The organism is Streptomyces coeruleorubidus (genome assembly GCF_028885415.1).
GTDB lineage: Bacteria > Actinomycetota > Actinomycetes > Streptomycetales > Streptomycetaceae > Streptomyces > Streptomyces coeruleorubidus_A.
Window position 1 is genome coordinate 8,403,187 of the sequence record NZ_CP118527.1, and the last position, 16,650, is coordinate 8,419,836.

Genomic DNA, 16,650 nt, shown 5'->3' on the forward strand with positions numbered 1-16,650 from the left:
AACCGACGGAAGGGTCCCATGCAGATCGCCATCGCCCTCTACGACCGCTTCACCGCCCTCGACGCCGTAGGCCCCTACGAGACCCTGGGCCGGCTCCCGGACGCGGAGACCGTCTTCGTCGCCGAGGAGACCGGCCCCGTACGGAACGACTCCGGGAACCTCGCGTTCATCGCCGACCGGACCCTGGCCGACGTACCGAACCCCGACATCATCGTTGTCCCCGGCGGCCCCGGCCCGCTCCCGTTAGCTGCGGACGGACCCTTCCTCACCTGGCTGCGCACAGCCGACGCCACCAGCACCTGGACGACGTCCGTGTGCACCGGCTCCCTGCTGCTCGCCGCCGCCGGACTCCTCCGGGGCCGCCGCGCGACCTCCCACTGGCTGGCCCTGGAGGAGCTGAAGCGCCACGGCGCCGAGCCGACGGGGGAGCGGGTCGTCACCGACGGCAAGTACGTCACCGCGGCCGGCGTCTCCTCCGGTATCGACATGGGACTGACCCTGCTCGGCCGCATCGCGGGCGACGACCACGCACAGATCGTCCAGCTCGCCACCGAGTACGACCCGCAGCCGCCCTACGACGCCGGATCACCCGAGAAGGCGCCCACGCACATCGTCGAACTGCTCCGGTCGCACGCCGACCTCACCCTGACGTAGACACACTCCAGCCGAACCGCGGCTGCCTGCGCTCCAGGAACGCGGCGACACCCTCCGCGGTGTCGCCGCTCTCGCGTGCCAGCTCGGCCCAGTGGGCATCGCGGTCCGTGCGCCCGTTCGCGAACTCCTTGGCCGCGGCCTGCGTCAGCTGCGAACGGGACACCAGGACCCGGGTGAACTCGGCGAGACGCTTGCCCAGTTCACCCTCGGGCAGCACCTCGTCGGCCAGCCCGGTGCGCAGCGCCCGCTCCGCGTCGATCAGTTCGCCGGAGAACAGCAGGTACTTTGCGGTGGCCGGCCCCACCAGGGACACCAGCCGTCTGGTCGAGGACGCCGGATAGACGATGCCGAGCTTCGCGGGCGTCACACCGAACAGCGCCCCCTGCTCGGCGAACCGCAGATCACAGGCCGCCGCCAGCTGTGCCCCGCCGCCCACACAGTGCCCGCGCACCGCCGCCAGCGTCGGCTTCGGGAACGCGGCGAGCGCCTCCTCCGCCGCCACAGCCAGCCTCTGCGCCTCCTTAGGTGAGCCCCGCAGCGTCGAGATGTCGGCCCCGGCGCAGAACGTCCCGCCCTCGCCGGTGAGCACCAGCGCCCGCACGGCCGGATCGCCCGCGAGCTCCTCCAGCAGCGGCGGCAGGGAGCGCCACATGGCGGCCGTCATGGCGTTGCGCTTGACGGGATGGCGGATGACGACCGTCGCGACCGAGTCGGTCACGCTGTACTGCAGCTGCGGCTCCATGCGCCGGATGCTATCCGGATGCCAAACCCGTACAACCCGAATAGTTCGCCGAGACGGCACAAGAGGGACAGGACCAGTCCCACAACTGACCGTGTCATACGCCAACGGTCAGAAGTGTTCGATACTTGCTGACTTCTGGTCAGCTCTGAAGTAGGGAGCGCATCGTTGCCAACACTCGGGGTGTGGAGACAATCGAGCGCGAGGGTGGCGACCGGACGATGGACAACGACGGGCGTGGGTTCGGCTCACGCCCAGAGGGCGGCGCGGCGCCCCTCGGCCCCGGGCCCGCGGATCCGCTGCCGTACGAAGGGGTCTGGCGGTTCATCGCACCGGCGGTCGACGCCTCGGTGCCGCAGGCGCGGCACGCCGTACGGGATCTGCTGCTGCGTCAGGGGGTGCCCGTCTCGGACGACCTGACCCAGGGGCTGCTGCTGATCGTCTCGGAGCTGGTGACGAACGCCGTGAAGCACGCGGCGGTGCTCTCGCCGACCATCGCCGTCGAGCTGGCCGTCGGTGCCGAGTGGCTGCGCGTGTCCGTGGAGGACAGCCACCCGTACCGGCCGACCGCGCTGGAGACCGACCACGGCCGGACCGGCGGTCGCGGACTGCTGCTGGTGCGCGAGATCACCCGGGAGGCGGGCGGGGTGTGCGAGGTCGACCACACCCCGAGCGGCGGCAAGGTGATCTGGGCCACCCTGCCGCTCAAACCCACGCGCTTCACCTAGGGGTTGTCCGCCCGGGCCCCGTCGTCAGGGCCGTCGTCACCAGCCGGCCGACGTGCCGGTCAGCTCCCTGATCGCCGGCCGGGCCGCGTCCAGGACGGTCATGAACCAGGACGAGAAGGGGTCCTTGGCGTGCCGCTCCGCGAGTTCGGGCGGAGTCACGAACGCCGTCGACGCCACCTCCTGGGGATCCGGCCGCAGCACGGCCTGCAGCATCCCGACGAAGAGGTGGTTGTACTCCTGCTCCACCAGACCGGACTCCGGGTCCGGGTGGTTGTAGCGGACCGTGCCCGCCTCGGCCAGCAGGGACGGGGAGGCGCCGAGCTCCTCGAAGGTCCGCCGCGCCGCCGCCGCGAAGGGCGCCTCACCGGGGTAGGGGTGGCCGCAGCAGGTGTTCGACCACACGCCGGGGGAGTGGTACTTGCCCAGCGCCCGCTGCTGGAGCAGCAGCCGTCCGTACTCGTCGAAGAGGAACACGGAGAACGCGCGATGCAGCTGCCCGGGCGGCTGGTGGGCGGCGAGCTTCTCCGCGGTGCCGATCGTCACGCCGTCCTCGTCGACCAGTTCCAGCAAAATCGCGTCTGCGGTCCCGTTCGACGGGCTGTGCGTCGCGGTGGCAGGTGTGATCGGCATACCCATCCTTCACATCGGTCTTCGCGCCCCAAGTCTGCCGTACGAATCCGGCACTCCCGGCACTTCGCGACGCGCCCGCATGTCCCGCGCGGCGGCGCGGAGCGCGGACGGTGCCGCTCGGGCCCGGAAGAGGGACCCAGTAGGTGATCGTGCCCGCCACGGCGGGCCGAAATCGTCCCTGCCGGTGCGGTGGGAGCCAGGACGCGGGCGCGCGCCGGAGGGCTGGCTTCCCCGGCGCACTCCCAGCGAAACGCGCCCCACCAGCGCCATCAGTCCCAAGCGCCTCAGCAGTGGGCGCGTCAGTGACAGAGGTGCGCCTCGTGCTCCCGGTGTCCGACCGGCTCCAGCTGGAAGGTGCAGTGCTCCACGTCGAAGTGGCCGCCGAGACAGTCCTGGAGCTCGTGGAGCATCTTCTCGTGGCCCATCGCGCTGAGCACCTCCGAGCTGACGACCACGTGCGCCGACAGCACCGGCATGCCGGAGGTGATCGTCCAGGCGTGCAGGTCGTGGACGTCCTCCACTCCGTCGGTCGCCAGGATGTGGGCCCGCACCTCCGCCATGTCGACGCCCTTGGGCGCCGCCTCCAGCAGGACGTTCAGGGTCTCGCGCAGCAGCTTCACCGTGCGCGGCACGATCATCAGCGCGATGACGAGCGAGGCGATCGGGTCGGCGGCCTGCCAGCCGGTGAGCATGATCACCAGGGCGGAGACGATCACCGTGACCGAGCCCAGGGCGTCCGCAGCCACCTCAAGGAACGCGCCGCGCACGTTCAGGCTCTCCTTCTGGCCGCGCATCAGCAGCGCCAGCGACACCATGTTCGCGACGAGGCCGATGGCACCGAACACGACAGCGAGGTGGCCCTCGGTGTCCGCCGGGGTGACGAAGCGCTGGACCGACTCGTACACGACGTACCCGCCGACCCCGAGCAGCAGCAGACAGTTGGCCAGCGCGGCGAGGATCTCGGCGCGGGCGTACCCGAAGGTGGCCTGGTCGCTGGGCGGGCGGAGCGCGAAGCGGATCGCCAGCAGCGCCATGCCCAGGCCCACCGCGTCGGTCGCCATGTGCGCCGAGTCCGCGACGAGCGCGAGCGAGTCGGCGAGCACCCCGCCGACGATCTGGACGACCACGATGCCGAGCGTGATCGCCAGTGCGACCCGCAGCCTGCCGCGGTACGCCGAGGTCGCCGTACCGCCGGCCGGCGCGCCGTGCGCGTGCCCGTGATCGTGCCCAGCCCCCATGAAAGCCGCCCTCCTGCTGTCCGTCCGAGTACCGGTCCGATCGTGCTCGGGGCCCCAGTGAACTACGGGGAGGGGGTATGTGCAACGCGGTACTGAACACCGTTGTCATGTGCCCTGACCTGCGGAAACGATGCGCAGGTCAGGGCACCCTCAGTGGCTCGGGAGTGGTGTGGCTCAGGAGCCGTGGTGCAGGAGCCAGCCCCGCCACGCCGACTCGGCCATCTCGCGCACCCCGCGCCGCGCGGTCCAGCCCAGTTCCCCGGCCGCCCGGGACGCCGAGGCGACCGCCCGCGGCGCGTCCCCGGGGCGGCGGCCCTCGACGAGCGGCGGCCGGCGGTCGCCGGTGACCTCGCCGATGACCGTGATGAGTTCGCGCACCGAGACGCCCTCGCCGCGGCCGATGTTGACCGTCAGATCGCCCATGACGCCCCCGTCGGTGAGCCGCCGGGCCGCCGCGAGATGTGCCTCGGCCAGGTCGGCGACGTGAATGTAGTCACGGATACAGGTGCCGTCCGGGGTCGGGTAGTCGGCACCGAAGATCCTGGGCGCCTCGTCGCGTGTCAGCCGGTCGAAGACCATCGGGACGATGTTGAAGACGCCCGTGTCCGCCAGTTCCGGCGCCGCCGCGCCCGCCACGTTGAAATAGCGCAGGCATACGGTGGAGATCCCGTGCGCCCGGCCCGCCGCCCGCACCAGCCACTCCCCGGCGAGCTTGGTCTCGCCGTACGGGTTGACCGGCGCACAGGGCGTGTCCTCCGTGATGAGGTCCACACCCGGGTCGCCGTACACCGCCGCCGACGACGAGAACACGAAGCGCTCGATCCCGGCCCCGGCGACCGCGTCCAGGAGGGTCACCAGACCGCCGACGTTCTCCCGGTAGTACCGCGCCGGCTGCGCGACGGACTCGGCGACCTGCTTGCGCGCCGCGAGGTGCACCACACCCGTCACGCCGTGCTCGGCGAACACCCGCTTCAGCAGGTCACCGTCGAGCGACGAGCCCTCGACGAGCGGTACGCCCGCCGGGAGCCGCGCGGGCACCCCGGCCGAGAGGTCGTCCAGGGCGAGGACGCGCTCCCCGGCCTCGTTCATGGCCCTGGCCACGTGGGCCCCGATGTAGCCGGCCCCGCCGGTGATCAGCCAAGTCATGGTCGCCCACCCTATGCGGCTATGGGCCGGACCCCGTGCGATGTCCTCGATGTCCGGTCTGGGGAGCGCGGTTTGTGGGGCGGGCCCCGGATCCACGATGATGATCGCGGCAAGGGCTTATGCGAACCACGTAGATCGATCTGCCGAACAGGCGGTGAACGTGGCCTTCCCGGCATCCGATAGCCTCTGCCGACATGCCGCCCGGGAGCCACCGGCGCGGGCGCCCCCACCACGTACAGCACTGGCGCGGACGCGTCGGTATCCAGGGAGTGAATTCGGTTGTCGACCGCCATCCTCACCGGTCAGCCGGTCCCCGGATCGTCGATCGAGGGCGATCTGCGGTCCCTCGGCTTCGACGTGCGGGTCGCGGCCGACGCCGCCGAGGCCGAGACCCTGCTCGCCGGGGTGCCGGGCGAGGAGCGGGTGGCCCTGGTCGACGCCCGGTTCGTGGGCCATGTGCACGCGCTGCGCCTGGGTCTCACCGACCCCCGCTTCCCGCTCGCCGCCATCCCGGGCGCCGTCACCGCACAGCCGGCCGGCCGCCAGGCCCTGACCCGGGCGATGGCCCGCGAGAACTCCGCGGGCGGCGGCACCACCCTCGTCGACAGCCTCGCCGACCGCATCCTCACCGCGCTGGACGCCGACGGCGCCGACGTGCACCGCCCCGAACTGGGCAGCCTCGTCGCCACCGTCCCCGCCGACCCGCAGGCCCGCAACGAGGCACGGCAGGCGGTGACGACCGTCGACGACGAGGCCGTACGCCTGAAGTCGGCCATGAAGTCCCGTGACGGCTTCTTCACCACCTACTGCATCAGCCCGTACTCCCGTTACATCGCCCGCTGGTGCGCCCGCCGCGGCCTGACCCCGAACCAGGTCACCACCGCCTCGCTGATCACCGCCCTCATAGCGGCGGGCTGCGCGGCCACCGGTACCCGCGGCGGCTTCATCGCGGCCGGCGTCCTGCTGATCGCGTCCTTCGTGCTGGACTGCACCGACGGCCAGCTCGCCCGCTACTCCCTGCAGTACTCCACGCTCGGCGCCTGGCTCGACGCCACCTTCGACCGGGCCAAGGAGTACGCCTACTACGCCGGTCTCGCCCTGGGCGCCGCGCGCGGCGGAGACGACGTCTGGGCCCTCGCCCTGGGCGCCATGGTCCTGCAGACCTGCCGGCACGTCGTGGACTTCTCCTTCAACGAGGCCAACCACGACGCCACCGCCAACACCAGCCCCACCGCCGCCCTCTCCGGCAAGCTCGACAGCGTCGGCTGGACGGTCTGGGTGCGCCGCATGATCGTCCTGCCGATCGGCGAGCGCTGGGCGATGATCGCCGTCCTCACGGCGGTGACGACTCCCCGTATCACCTTCTACGCGCTGCTCATCGGGTGCGCCTTCGCGGCGACGTACACCACGGCGGGCCGCGTGCTGCGCTCCCTGACCCGCAAGGCCAGGCGGACCGACCGGGCGGCCGGGGCGCTCGCCGACCTCGCGGACAGCGGCCCGCTCGCACAGGGCTTCGCGGAGGCGTTCAAGAACCCCGCCCGCAGGCTGCCGGGCTTCGCGACCCCCGCCGTCGCCCTCCTCGGCGGTGCCGCCGTCGTCGCCGTGGCCGCGCTCACCGGCTTCGGCGGGCCCTGGCCGATCGTCGCCGCCCTCGCGTACGCCCTGACCTCCGGCCTGGCCGTCGCCCGCCCCCTCAAGGGCGCCCTCGACTGGCTGGTCCCGCCGTTCCTCCGCGCCGCCGAATACGGCACGGTCCTCATCCTGGCGGCCGAAGCGGACGTGAACGGAGCCCTTCCTGCGGCTTTCGGGCTGGTGTCCGCGGTCGCCTACCATCACTACGACACGGTGTACCGCATCCGCGGCAACGCCGGAGCGTCCCCGGCCTGGCTGGTGCGTTCCATAGGGGGGCACGAAGGACGGACGCTGCTCGTCACGGTCCTCGCAGCGCTGCTCACCGCCTCGCAGTTCAAGGTCGCGCTCACGGCTCTCGCCGTGGCCCTGGCCCTGGTGGTGCTCGTCGAGAGCATCCGCTTCTGGGTGTCCGCAGGGGCGCCCGCCGTACACGATGAAGGAGAACCCGCATGATCGGCCTCGTGCTGGCGGCCGGCGCCGGACGGCGTCTGCGCCCCTACACCGACAGCCTTCCCAAGGCTCTGGTGCCGGTGGGCCCCGCGGGCATAGAAGGCGAACCAACGGTTCTCGACCTGACCCTCGCCAACTTCGCCGAGGTCGGCCTCACCGAGACCGCGATCATCGTCGGCTACCGCAAGGAGGCCGTGTACGCGCGCAAGGAAGCGCTGGAGAAGAAGTACGGCCTCAAGCTCACCCTCATCGACAACGACAAGGCCGAGGAGTGGAACAACGCCTACTCCCTGTGGTGCGGCCGTGACGCCCTCAAGGACGGCGTGATCCTCGCCAACGGCGACACCGTCCACCCGGTCTCCGTCGAGAAGACGCTGCTCGCCGCCCGCGGCGACGGCAAGAAGATCGTCCTCGCCCTGGACACGGTGAAGGACCTGGCCGACGAGGAGATGAAGGTCGTCGTCGACCCCGCCAAGGGCATGACGAAGATCACCAAGCTGATGGACCCCGCCGAGGCCACCGGCGAGTACATCGGCGTCACCCTCATCGAGGGCGACGCGGCCCCCGAACTGGCCGACGCGCTCAAGACCGTCTGGGAGACCGACCCGCAGCAGTTCTACGAGCACGGCTACCAGGAGCTCGTGAACCGCGGTTTCCGTATCGACGTGGCGCCGATCGGCGACGTCAAGTGGGTGGAGATCGACAACCACGACGATCTCGCCCGGGGACGGGAGATCGCATGCCAGTACTGACCCGGCTCATCCCCTCCCCTCTCGTCGTGGACATCCGCCCGGGTGCCCTCGACGACCTGGCGTGCGTCCTCGCCGACGAGCGCATCTCGCACTCCGGCCGCCTCGCCGTCGCGGTCAGCGGCGGCTCCGGCGCCAAGCTGCGCGAGCGCATCTCGCCGAGCATGCCCGGCGCCACCTGGTACGAGGTCGGCGGCGGCACCCTCGACGACGCGGTCCGGCTGGCGAGCGACATAAAGGCCGGCCACTACGACGCGGTCGTCGGCCTCGGCGGCGGCAAGATCATCGACTGCGCCAAGTTCGCCGCGGCCCGGGTCGGCCTTCCCCTGGTCGCCGTGCCCACGAACCTCGCGCACGACGGCCTGTGCTCGCCGGTCGCCACCCTCGACAACGACGCGGGCCGCGGCTCGTACGGCGTGCCGAACCCGATCGCGGTCGTCATCGACCTGGACGTCATCCGTGAGGCCCCGGTCCGCTTCGTCCGCGCCGGCATCGGCGACGCCGTCTCCAACATCTCGGCGATCGCCGACTGGGAGCTGGCCAATCGCGTCAAGGGCGAGCGGATCGACGGACTCGCCGCGGCCATGGCCCGCCAGGCCGGCGAGGCCGTACTGCGGCACCCGGGCGGCATCGGGGACAACAACTTCCTCCAGGTGCTCGCCGAGGCGCTGGTCCTCAGCGGCATCGCCATGTCGGTCTCCGGCGACTCGCGGCCGTCCTCCGGGGCGTGCCACGAGATCAACCACGCCTTCGACCTGCTGTTCCCCAAGCGGGCCGCCGCCCACGGCGAGCAGTGCGGTCTCGGCGCGGCCTTCGCGATGTGGCTGCGCGGGGCGCACGAGGAGTCGGCGTACATGGCCGAGGTACTGCGCCGGCACGGGCTGCCCGTGCTGCCGGACGAGATCGGCTTCACGACGGACGAGTTCGTCAAGGCCGTCGAGTTCGCCCCGGAGACCCGGCCCGGCCGCTACACCATCCTCGAACACCTCGACCTGAACACCGAACAGATCAAGGACACCTACGCCGACTATGTCAAGGCCATCGGTAGCTGAACTACGTCCCGTCGTTCACCCCGCAGGGGTGAAGGACCGGCGCAGCGGTGAGCACTGGATGGGACGCCTCTACATGCGTGAGGTGTCCCTGCGGGTCGACCGCTACCTGGTGAACACCAGGGTCACGCCCAACCAGCTCACATACCTGATGACCGTCTTCGGTGTGCTCGCGGCCCCGGCACTTCTCGTGCCGGGGATCCCGGGCGCCGTGCTCGGCGTCGTCATGGTCCAGATGTACCTCCTGCTGGACTGCGTCGACGGCGAGATCGCGCGCTGGAAGAAGCAGTACTCCCTCAACGGCGTCTACCTGGACCGCGTCGGCGCCTATCTCACCGACGCCGCGGTGCTCGTCGGCTTCGGCCTGCGCGCCGCCGACCTGTGGGGCAGCGGCCGTATCGACTGGCTGTGGGCCTTCCTCGGCACCCTGGCCGCCCTCGGCGCCATCCTGATCAAGGCCGAGACCGACCTCGTCGGCGTCGCCCGTCACCAGGCCGGAAAGCCGCCGGTCAAGGAGGCCGCCGCCGAGATGCGCTCCTCCGGCATGGCGCTGGCCCGCAAGGCCGCCGCCGCGCTCAAGTTCCACCGCCTGATCCTCGGCATCGAGGCGTCCCTGCTGATCCTGGCCCTGGCGATCGTCGACCAGGTCCGCGGCGACCTGTTCTTCTCCCGGCTCGGCGTGGCGGTGCTGGCCGGCATCGCGCTGGTGCAGACCCTGCTGCACCTCGTGTCGATCCTCGCTTCGAGCAGGCTGAAGTGAGCGGCATGAAGGTCGGCGCCGTCATCATCACCATGGGCAACCGCCCCGACGAGCTGCGCGCCCTGCTCGACTCGGTCGCCAAGCAGGACGGCGACCGAGTCGAGGTGGTCGTCGTCGGAAACGGCTCGCCCGTCCCGGACGTCCCCGAGGGTGTCCGCACGATCGAGCTGCCCGAGAACCTCGGCATCCCCGGCGGCCGCAACGTGGGCATCGAGGCCTTCGGCCCCGCCGGCCGGGACGTCGACATCCTGCTGTTCCTCGACGACGACGGCCTGCTGGCCGGCCACGACACCGCCGAGCTGTGCCGCAAGGCCTTCGAGGCCGACCCGAAGCTCGGCATCATCAGCTTCCGCATAGCCGACCCGGACACCGGCGTCACCCAGCGCCGGCACGTACCCCGGCTGCGGGCCTCCGACCCGATGCGCTCCTCCCGCGTCACCACCTTCCTCGGCGGCGCCAACGCCGTCCGCACCCGGGTCCTCGCCGACGTCGGCGGACTTCCGGACGAGTTCTTCTACGCCCACGAGGAAACCGACCTGGCATGGCGGGCCCTCGACGCGGGCTGGATGATCGACTACCGGTCCGACATGGTGCTGTACCACCCGACGACCGCTCCCTCGCGGCACGCGGTCTACCACCGCATGGTCGCCCGCAACCGCGTCTGGCTGGCCCGCCGCAACCTCCCCGCGCTCCTCGTCCCCGTCTACCTCGGCGTGTGGCTGCTGCTCACCCTGGTACGCCGTCCCTCCCGCTCCGCCCTGCGGGCCTGGTTCGGTGGATTCCGCGAGGGCTGGACCACCCCGTGCGGGCCCCGCCGGCCCATGAAGTGGCGTACGGTGTGGCGGCTGACCCGACTGGGCCGGCCCCCCGTCATCTGACAAGCTCGTATCCGGGAATATCCGGGAGCTCTCGGGCCGTACCCTGGCCCCCGGCTCATACAGGCCGGACAGGCCGCGCATCTCGAAGACGAAAGTTTCCACTAGTGAGTGAGACAACGCACGACGCCACGGTCGCGGTGACCGCGCCCGTGGCGCCCGACGAGGGACTCACGGCGAGGGAGCTCGCCGCCAAGTACGGGCTGAGCGTGAGCGGCGCCCGGCCGTCCCTCATCGAGTACGTCCGTCAGCTCTGGGGACGGCGGCACTTCATCATCGCCTTCTCCCAGGCGAAGCTGACCGCCCAGTACAGCCAGGCCAAGCTCGGCCAGCTGTGGCAGGTGGCCACACCGCTGCTGAACGCGGCGGTGTACTTCTTCATCTTCGGCCTGCTCCTGGAGGCCGACCGGGGCATGTCCCGCGAGGTGTACATCCCGTTCCTGGTCACGGGCGTCTTCGTGTTCACCTTCACGCAGAGCTCGGTGATGGCGGGTGTACGCGCGATCTCCGGCAACCTCGGCCTGGTCCGCGCCCTGCACTTCCCGCGCGCCTCGCTGCCGATCTCCTTCGCGCTGCAGCAGCTCCAGCAGCTGCTGTTCTCGATGATCGTGCTGTTCGCCATCGCGGTCGGCTTCGGCCACTACCCGGACCTGTCCTGGCTGCTGATCGTGCCGGTGCTCGCCCTCCAGTTCTGCTTCAACACCGGCCTCGCGCTGATCATGGCCCGGGCGGGCGCCAAGACCCCCGACCTCGCGCAGCTGATGCCGTTCGTGATGCGCACGTGGATGTACGCGTCCGGGGTGATGTTCTCCATTCCGATCTTCCTCAAGGACAAGCCGGACTGGATCTCGAACGTTCTCCAGTGGAACCCGGCTGCGGTCTACATGGACCTGATGCGCTTCGCCCTCATCGACGACTACGACTCGAAGAAGTACCTGCCCGACCACATCTGGGCGGCCGCCGGCGGCTGGGCCGTGCTCTTCGCCCTGGGTGGCTTCGTGTACTTCTGGAAGGCGGAGGAGAGGTACGGCCGTGGCTGAGCAGAAGCAGGACGCACGGGTCCCCACCGTCGTCGCGGACGACCTGCACATCGTCTACCGCGTCAACGGTGCCAAGACCGGCAAGGGCAGCGCCACCGCCGCGCTCAGCCGCATCCTGAAGCGGGGCTCCGACGACGAGGCACGGGGCGTGCGCAAGGTGCACGCCGTACGAGGCGTCTCCTTCGTGGCGTACCGCGGCGAGGCCATCGGCCTGATCGGCTCCAACGGCTCCGGCAAGTCGACCCTGCTGCGCGCCATCGCCGGTCTGCTGCCCGCCGAGCAGGGCAAGGTCTACACCGACGGCCAGCCCTCGCTGCTCGGCGTCAACGCGGCCCTGATGAACGACCTCACCGGCGAACGGAACGTCATACTGGGCGGGCTCGCCATGGGCATGTCCCGGGAGGAGATCAAGGAGCGCTACCAGGACATCGTCGACTTCTCCGGTATCAACGAGAAGGGCGACTTCATCACCCTGCCCATGCGCACCTACTCCTCCGGCATGGCGGCCCGTCTCCGCTTCTCCATCGCCGCGGCCAAGGACCACGACGTCCTCATGATCGACGAGGCCCTGGCCACCGGTGACCGCAAGTTCCAGAAGCGCTCCGAGGACCGCATCCGGGAGCTGCGCAAGGAAGCCGGCACGGTGTTTCTGGTCAGCCACAACAACAAGTCCATCCGCGACACCTGCGACCGCGTCCTGTGGCTGGAACGCGGTGAGCTGCGGATGGACGGCCCGACCGACGAGGTGCTGAAGGAATACGAGAAGTTCACCGGCAAGTAGCCCGGCTCGGCCAGGGCCCCGCCGGAACTGTTCCGGCGGGGCCCTGCGTCTGCAAAAGAAGCGTCAACTCCGGCCCTACTTAGGAATCTTGGGGCCAATCGGTGTGTTCTCGTGATGCGCGGGACACCCTGGCGAACCTCGATGCGTTGTACAACGTAAGCTGTACCGGTCCCGAAACACGGCAATCAGGGCGATAATGCGCGACATCGCTCGTCGCACCACCGTGCGGACGGCTGGGCGGCGTGTCCGAAATAGTGTGTATTGGGTCGGCAGTGTAGAACGGGAGATGTGACGGCAATGGCTACGGAAACTCCCCAGCTCCACGCAGCACGTGCCGTCCTCGCGCCGGGCAGTCGGCGGTGACGCGAGCCGGCACGGCGCGCGCCCTCGATCCGGAGCGCGGCACGCTCGACAAGGCCGCGGGCGAGAACTTCCCGGTGGCCCCCTTCTTCCTGCCCCGGGCCTGGCGCGCCGACCTCATGGCCGTCTACGGCTTCGCCCGTCTCGTCGACGACATCGGCGACGGCGACCTGGCCCCCGGCGGCGCCGACGCCCGCCTGCTCGGCGTGTCCCCGCAGGAGGCCGAGGACCGGCTGGTCCTGCTGGACGCCTTCGAGGCCGACCTGCGCAGGGTCTTCGACTCGACCCCCCGTCATCCCCTGCTGCGCCGCCTCCAGCCGACCGTCCGCCGCCGCTCCCTGACCCCCGAGCCGTTCCTCGGCCTGATCGCGGCCAACCGCCAGGACCAGCTGGTCGGCCGGTACGAGACCTACGACGACCTCCTCGCCTACTGCGAGCTCTCCGCCAACCCCGTCGGCCGTCTCGTCCTCGCCGTCACCGGCACCTCGACGCCCGAGCGGATCCGCCGCTCCGACATGATCTGCACGGCCCTCCAGATCGTCGAGCACCTCCAGGACGTGGCCGAGGACCTCGGCCGCGACCGCGTTTACCTGCCCGCCGCCGACATGAAACGCTTTCACGTCCAGGAGGCGGACCTCGCCACGAAATCCGCCGGAGCGTCGGTCCGTGCTCTGATTGCGTACGAAGCGCAAAGGGCCCTGGATCTCCTGAATGAAGGCGCCCCCCTGGTGGGTAGCGTCCACGGCAGGTTGAAGCTGCTGCTCGCAGGGTTCGTGGCGGGGGGAAGGGCGGCCGTCCGCGCGATCGCCGCCGCCCATTACGACGTACTTCCCGGCCCGCCCAAGCCCGGCAAGGTCCAGTTGCTGCGTGAGGTGGGCGTGACTCTGCGAGGAGAGGGGTGATCCGGACCGTGGAGTCGGAACCACACGCATCCCCACCGGTACTCGCCGCCTACAGCTACTGCGAGGCCGTCACCGGGCGGCAGGCCCGTAACTTCGCCTACGGCATCCGGCTGCTGCCGACGCCCCAGCGCCGTGCGATGTCGGCGCTGTACGCGTTCGCGCGGCGGGTCGACGACATCGGTGACGGCGCGCTCGCCCATGACGTCAAGGTGGCCAGGCTGGAGGAGACCCGGACGCTGCTCACCCGGATCCGCGGGGGCGAGGTGGAGGAGGACGACACCGACCCGGTCGCCGTCGCCCTCACGCACGCCGCCGGGCACTTCCCGATCCCGCTCGGCGGCCTGGACGAGCTCATCGACGGCGTCCTGATGGACGTACGCGGTGAGACCTATGAGACCTGGGACGACCTGAAGATTTACTGCCGCTGTGTGGCGGGCGCCATCGGGCGGCTCTCGCTCGGCGTCTTCGGCACGGAACCTGGGGCGCGCGGCGTGGACCGCGCGCCGGAGTATGCCGACACGCTCGGGCTCGCGCTCCAGCTCACCAACATCCTCAGGGACGTCCGCGAGGACGCCGTGGGCGGGCGCACCTATCTGCCCGCCGACGACCTCGCCAAGTTCGGCTGCTCGGCCGGCTTCAGCGGGCCGCAGCCACCGGAGGGCTCCGACTTCGCGGGCCTGGTGCACTTCGAAGTGCGACGGGCCCGCGCTCTTTTCGCCGAGGGCTACCGGCTGCTCCCCATGCTCGACCGGCGCAGCGGTGCCTGCGTCGCCGCCATGGCCGGCATCTACCGCCGCCTCCTCGACCGCATCGAGCGCGACCCCGAGGCCGTGCTGCGCGGCCGCGTCTCCCTGCCCGGCCGGGAGAAGGCCTATGTCGCCGTGCGCGGCCTGTCCGGCCTCGACGCCCGCCATGTGACCCGACGGGCCGTCAGGAGGCGCGCGTGACGAACGAACGGGTCCAGGCTGACGCCACCGGCGACCGGGCTCACGCCCGCCGCGCAGGTGCAGTCCTGCGCTGCCGGACAGCGTCGGAAACCGCGGTGCCGCGCGCTTCGCGGGTCTGCCGTGAGGCGGAGCCGGTGTTTTCCCCGGCTCGTCGGCGGGGGCGTTTCGCGGTTGTCGGCGTCGGGTCGGGTGGTTCCGCCCGTGTGACGTCGGCGGGCGGGCGCGGGCACGATGCCCCGCGGGCCTGCCGTGAGGCCGAGTCAGTGCTCTTCCTGGCACGTCGGCGGGGGTGCGGCGCGGTCGTCGGTGCCGGACCGGGCGGTGCCGCCCGCGTGGCCCCGGCGGGCGGGCGCGGGTGCGACGCCCCTCTCGGTCAGACCGTCGGAGACAAGCGGCGGGCAACCCTCCGGCGCGGGACGGCGTCCCTGACGGAGACGGTCGGTCGCGCGCCGTTCGAGCAGTACGGCCGCCGCGCAGGGGAGGGTGCACGATGACCCACGGCACGGGATCCCGGGGACCGGTCGCAGACGGGCGGCACACCGTCGTGGTGGGCGGCGGGCTCGCCGGTGTCACCACCGCGCTCGCGCTCGCCGACGCCGGAGTGCGCGTCACCCTGCTGGAGGGCAGGCCGAGACTCGGCGGCCTGGCCTTCTCCTTCCAGCGCGGCGAGCTGACCGTCGACAACGGACAGCACGTGTACCTGCGCTGCTGCACCGCCTACCGCTGGTTCCTCGACCGCGTCGAGGGCGCGGCGCTGGCTCCGCTCCAGGACCGGCTCGACGTGCCCGTCCTGGACGTCACGCGGCCCGCGGGGCGGCGGCTCGGCAGGCTGCGGCGCGACGCGCTGCCCGTGCCCCTGCACCTGGGCCGCAGCCTCGCCACCTACCCGCACCTGTCACTCGCCGACCGCGCCAAGGTGGGCCGGGCCGCGCTCGCGCTCAAGGGACTCGACCTCGCCGATCCGGCCCTGGACACGCAGGACTTCGGCAGCTGGCTGGCCGCGCACGGCCAGTCGAAGCGCGCCGTCGAGGCACTGTGGGACCTGGTCGGGGTCGCCACCCTCAACGCGGTCGCGGGCGACGCCTCCCTGGGGCTCGCCGCGATGGTGTTCAAGACCGGTCTGCTGTCCGACCCGGGCGCGGCCGACATCGGCTGGGCGAAGGTCCCGCTCGGCGACCTGCACGACCGGCTGGCCCGCAAGGCGCTCGACTCCGCGGGCGTCCGTACCGAGGTCCGTACACGCGTCACCTCCGTCTCCCACAACGGGAACGGCGGGTGGAGCGTCCAGGTTCCCGGCGAGACACTCGAGGCGGACGCGGTGGTGCTCGCCGTACCACAGCGCGAGGCGCACGACCTGCTGCCCGCGGGTGCCCTCGACGCGCCCGAGCGGCTCCTGGAGATCGGCACCGCGCCCATCCTCAACGTGCATGTGGTGTACGACCGGAAGGTGCTCGGCCGGCCTTTCTTCACGGCCCTCGGCACCCCGGTGCAGTGGGTCTTCGACCGGACCGAGGCGTCCGGGCTGCGCGCGGGGCAGTACCTCGCCGTGTCCCAGTCGGCGGCCCAGGACGAGATCGACGAGCCCGTGGCCGTGCTGCGCGAGCGGTACCTGCCCGAACTGGAGCGGCTGCTGCCCCTGACCCGCGGCGCCGAAGTGAAGGACTTCTTCGTCACCCGGGAGCGCACCGCGACGTTCGCTCCCACCCCTGGCGTCGGGCGCCTCAGGCCCGGCGCCCGCACCAAGGCATCCGGCCTGTACCTGGCCGGAGCGTGGACCGCCACCGGGTGGCCCGCGACCATGGAGAGTGCGGTCCGCAGTGGCGTCGGTGCGGCGGACGCCGTGCTGGGCGCCCTGGGCCGGCCCCGCCCCCGCCACCTCTTCGAGTTCGAGGAGGCGGCGTGATGCTCGACCGACGCAACGCGGCAGGCGACCCCCGCACCCCCGGTACCGCAACAAGAGGAGAGACTGT

General features: G+C 71.3%; 17 protein-coding genes. 13 read left to right on the forward strand and 4 right to left on the reverse strand.

The features are described from left to right. Nucleotides 1-18: 18 nt before the first annotated feature. Nucleotides 19-654 carry a DJ-1/PfpI family protein gene (locus tag PV963_RS38740; RefSeq protein ID WP_274821115.1) on the forward strand — a complete coding sequence of 212 codons (636 nt, stop codon included), beginning with the start codon at nt 19-21 and terminating at the stop codon, nt 652-654. Here the strand turns inward: PV963_RS38740 and PV963_RS38745 are convergent. Further along, a complete protein-coding gene (locus tag PV963_RS38745) occupies nt 641-1,396 on the reverse strand; it encodes an enoyl-CoA hydratase/isomerase family protein (RefSeq protein ID WP_274821116.1) in 756 nt (251 codons plus the stop codon). The two genes, PV963_RS38740 and PV963_RS38745, sit on opposite strands and share 14 nt — an antisense overlap. A 218-nt stretch (nt 1,397-1,614) precedes the next feature. Here PV963_RS38745 and PV963_RS38750 point away from each other — a divergent pair, with 218 nt between their 5' ends. Beyond that, the gene (locus PV963_RS38750) at nt 1,615-2,121 is read left to right on the forward strand and encodes an ATP-binding protein (RefSeq protein ID WP_274822248.1); all 507 of its coding nucleotides are present in this window, start codon (nt 1,615-1,617) and stop codon (nt 2,119-2,121) included. A gap of 36 nt (nt 2,122-2,157) precedes the next feature. On the opposite strand, the gene idi is transcribed toward PV963_RS38750, so the two are convergent. The 3 genes from idi to galE all read right to left on the reverse strand — a co-directional run bounded on the left by idi (nt 2,158) and on the right by galE (nt 5,135). After that, entirely contained in the window at nt 2,158-2,751 is a 594-nt protein-coding gene (gene idi, locus PV963_RS38755) for an isopentenyl-diphosphate Delta-isomerase (RefSeq protein WP_274821117.1), read from the reverse strand. Nucleotides 2,752-3,050: 299 nt separating this feature from the next. Continuing rightward, complete coding sequence (locus PV963_RS38760) at nt 3,051-3,989, reverse strand: cation diffusion facilitator family transporter (RefSeq protein ID WP_274821118.1); 939 nt, start codon at nt 3,987-3,989, stop codon at nt 3,051-3,053. Nucleotides 3,990-4,163: 174 nt separating this feature from the next. After that, entirely contained in the window at nt 4,164-5,135 is a 972-nt protein-coding gene (gene galE / locus PV963_RS38765; protein WP_274821119.1) for a UDP-glucose 4-epimerase GalE, read from the reverse strand. A gap of 279 nt (nt 5,136-5,414) precedes the next feature. Between galE and PV963_RS38770 the strand changes: the two genes are divergently transcribed. The 11 genes from PV963_RS38770 to hpnE all read left to right on the forward strand — a co-directional run bounded on the left by PV963_RS38770 (nt 5,415) and on the right by hpnE (nt 16,583). After that, on the forward strand, nt 5,415-7,220 hold the full coding sequence (locus PV963_RS38770; protein WP_274821120.1) for a DUF5941 domain-containing protein: 1,806 nt from the start codon (nt 5,415-5,417) through the stop codon (nt 7,218-7,220). Continuing rightward, nucleotides 7,217-7,969 (forward strand): phosphocholine cytidylyltransferase family protein, encoded by a 753-nt coding sequence (locus tag PV963_RS38775; protein WP_274821121.1) that lies wholly within the window; start codon nt 7,217-7,219, stop codon nt 7,967-7,969. Before PV963_RS38770 ends, PV963_RS38775 begins: the two co-directional genes overlap by 4 nt. Beyond that, nucleotides 7,957-9,018 carry an iron-containing alcohol dehydrogenase family protein gene (locus PV963_RS38780; protein WP_059423966.1) on the forward strand — a complete coding sequence of 354 codons (1,062 nt, stop codon included), beginning with the start codon at nt 7,957-7,959 and terminating at the stop codon, nt 9,016-9,018. The genes PV963_RS38775 and PV963_RS38780 overlap by 13 nt, the downstream gene beginning before the upstream one ends. Then, nucleotides 8,996-9,775 (forward strand): CDP-alcohol phosphatidyltransferase family protein, encoded by a 780-nt coding sequence (locus PV963_RS38785; protein WP_274821122.1) that lies wholly within the window; start codon nt 8,996-8,998, stop codon nt 9,773-9,775. Before PV963_RS38780 ends, PV963_RS38785 begins: the two co-directional genes overlap by 23 nt. 5 nt (nt 9,776-9,780) lie before the next feature. After that, nucleotides 9,781-10,653, forward strand: coding sequence for a glycosyltransferase family 2 protein (locus tag PV963_RS38790; RefSeq protein WP_274822250.1), 873 nt, complete (start codon nt 9,781-9,783; stop codon nt 10,651-10,653). Between the two features lie 104 nt (nt 10,654-10,757). Then, nucleotides 10,758-11,690: an ABC transporter permease gene (locus tag PV963_RS38795; RefSeq protein WP_274821123.1), complete on the forward strand. Its 933-nt coding sequence runs from the start codon at nt 10,758-10,760 to the stop codon at nt 11,688-11,690. Beyond that, nucleotides 11,683-12,471, forward strand: a complete 789-nt coding sequence (locus tag PV963_RS38800) for an ABC transporter ATP-binding protein (RefSeq protein WP_274821124.1) — start codon at nt 11,683-11,685, stop codon at nt 12,469-12,471. Before PV963_RS38795 ends, PV963_RS38800 begins: the two co-directional genes overlap by 8 nt. Before the next feature lie 359 nt (nt 12,472-12,830). Beyond that, on the forward strand, nt 12,831-13,733 hold the full coding sequence (hpnC, locus tag PV963_RS38805; RefSeq protein ID WP_274821125.1) for a squalene synthase HpnC: 903 nt from the start codon (nt 12,831-12,833) through the stop codon (nt 13,731-13,733). Then, the gene (gene hpnD / locus PV963_RS38810; protein ID WP_274821126.1) at nt 13,730-14,680 is read left to right on the forward strand and encodes a presqualene diphosphate synthase HpnD; all 951 of its coding nucleotides are present in this window, start codon (nt 13,730-13,732) and stop codon (nt 14,678-14,680) included. The genes hpnC and hpnD overlap by 4 nt, the downstream gene beginning before the upstream one ends. A gap of 332 nt (nt 14,681-15,012) precedes the next feature. Next, a complete protein-coding gene (locus PV963_RS38815) occupies nt 15,013-15,174 on the forward strand; it encodes a DUF6380 family protein (protein ID WP_274822251.1) in 162 nt (53 codons plus the stop codon). Then, nucleotides 15,171-16,583, forward strand: a complete 1,413-nt coding sequence (hpnE, locus tag PV963_RS38820; RefSeq protein ID WP_274821127.1) for a hydroxysqualene dehydroxylase HpnE — start codon at nt 15,171-15,173, stop codon at nt 16,581-16,583. Before PV963_RS38815 ends, hpnE begins: the two co-directional genes overlap by 4 nt. The last annotated feature ends 67 nt before the right edge of the window (nt 16,584-16,650 follow it).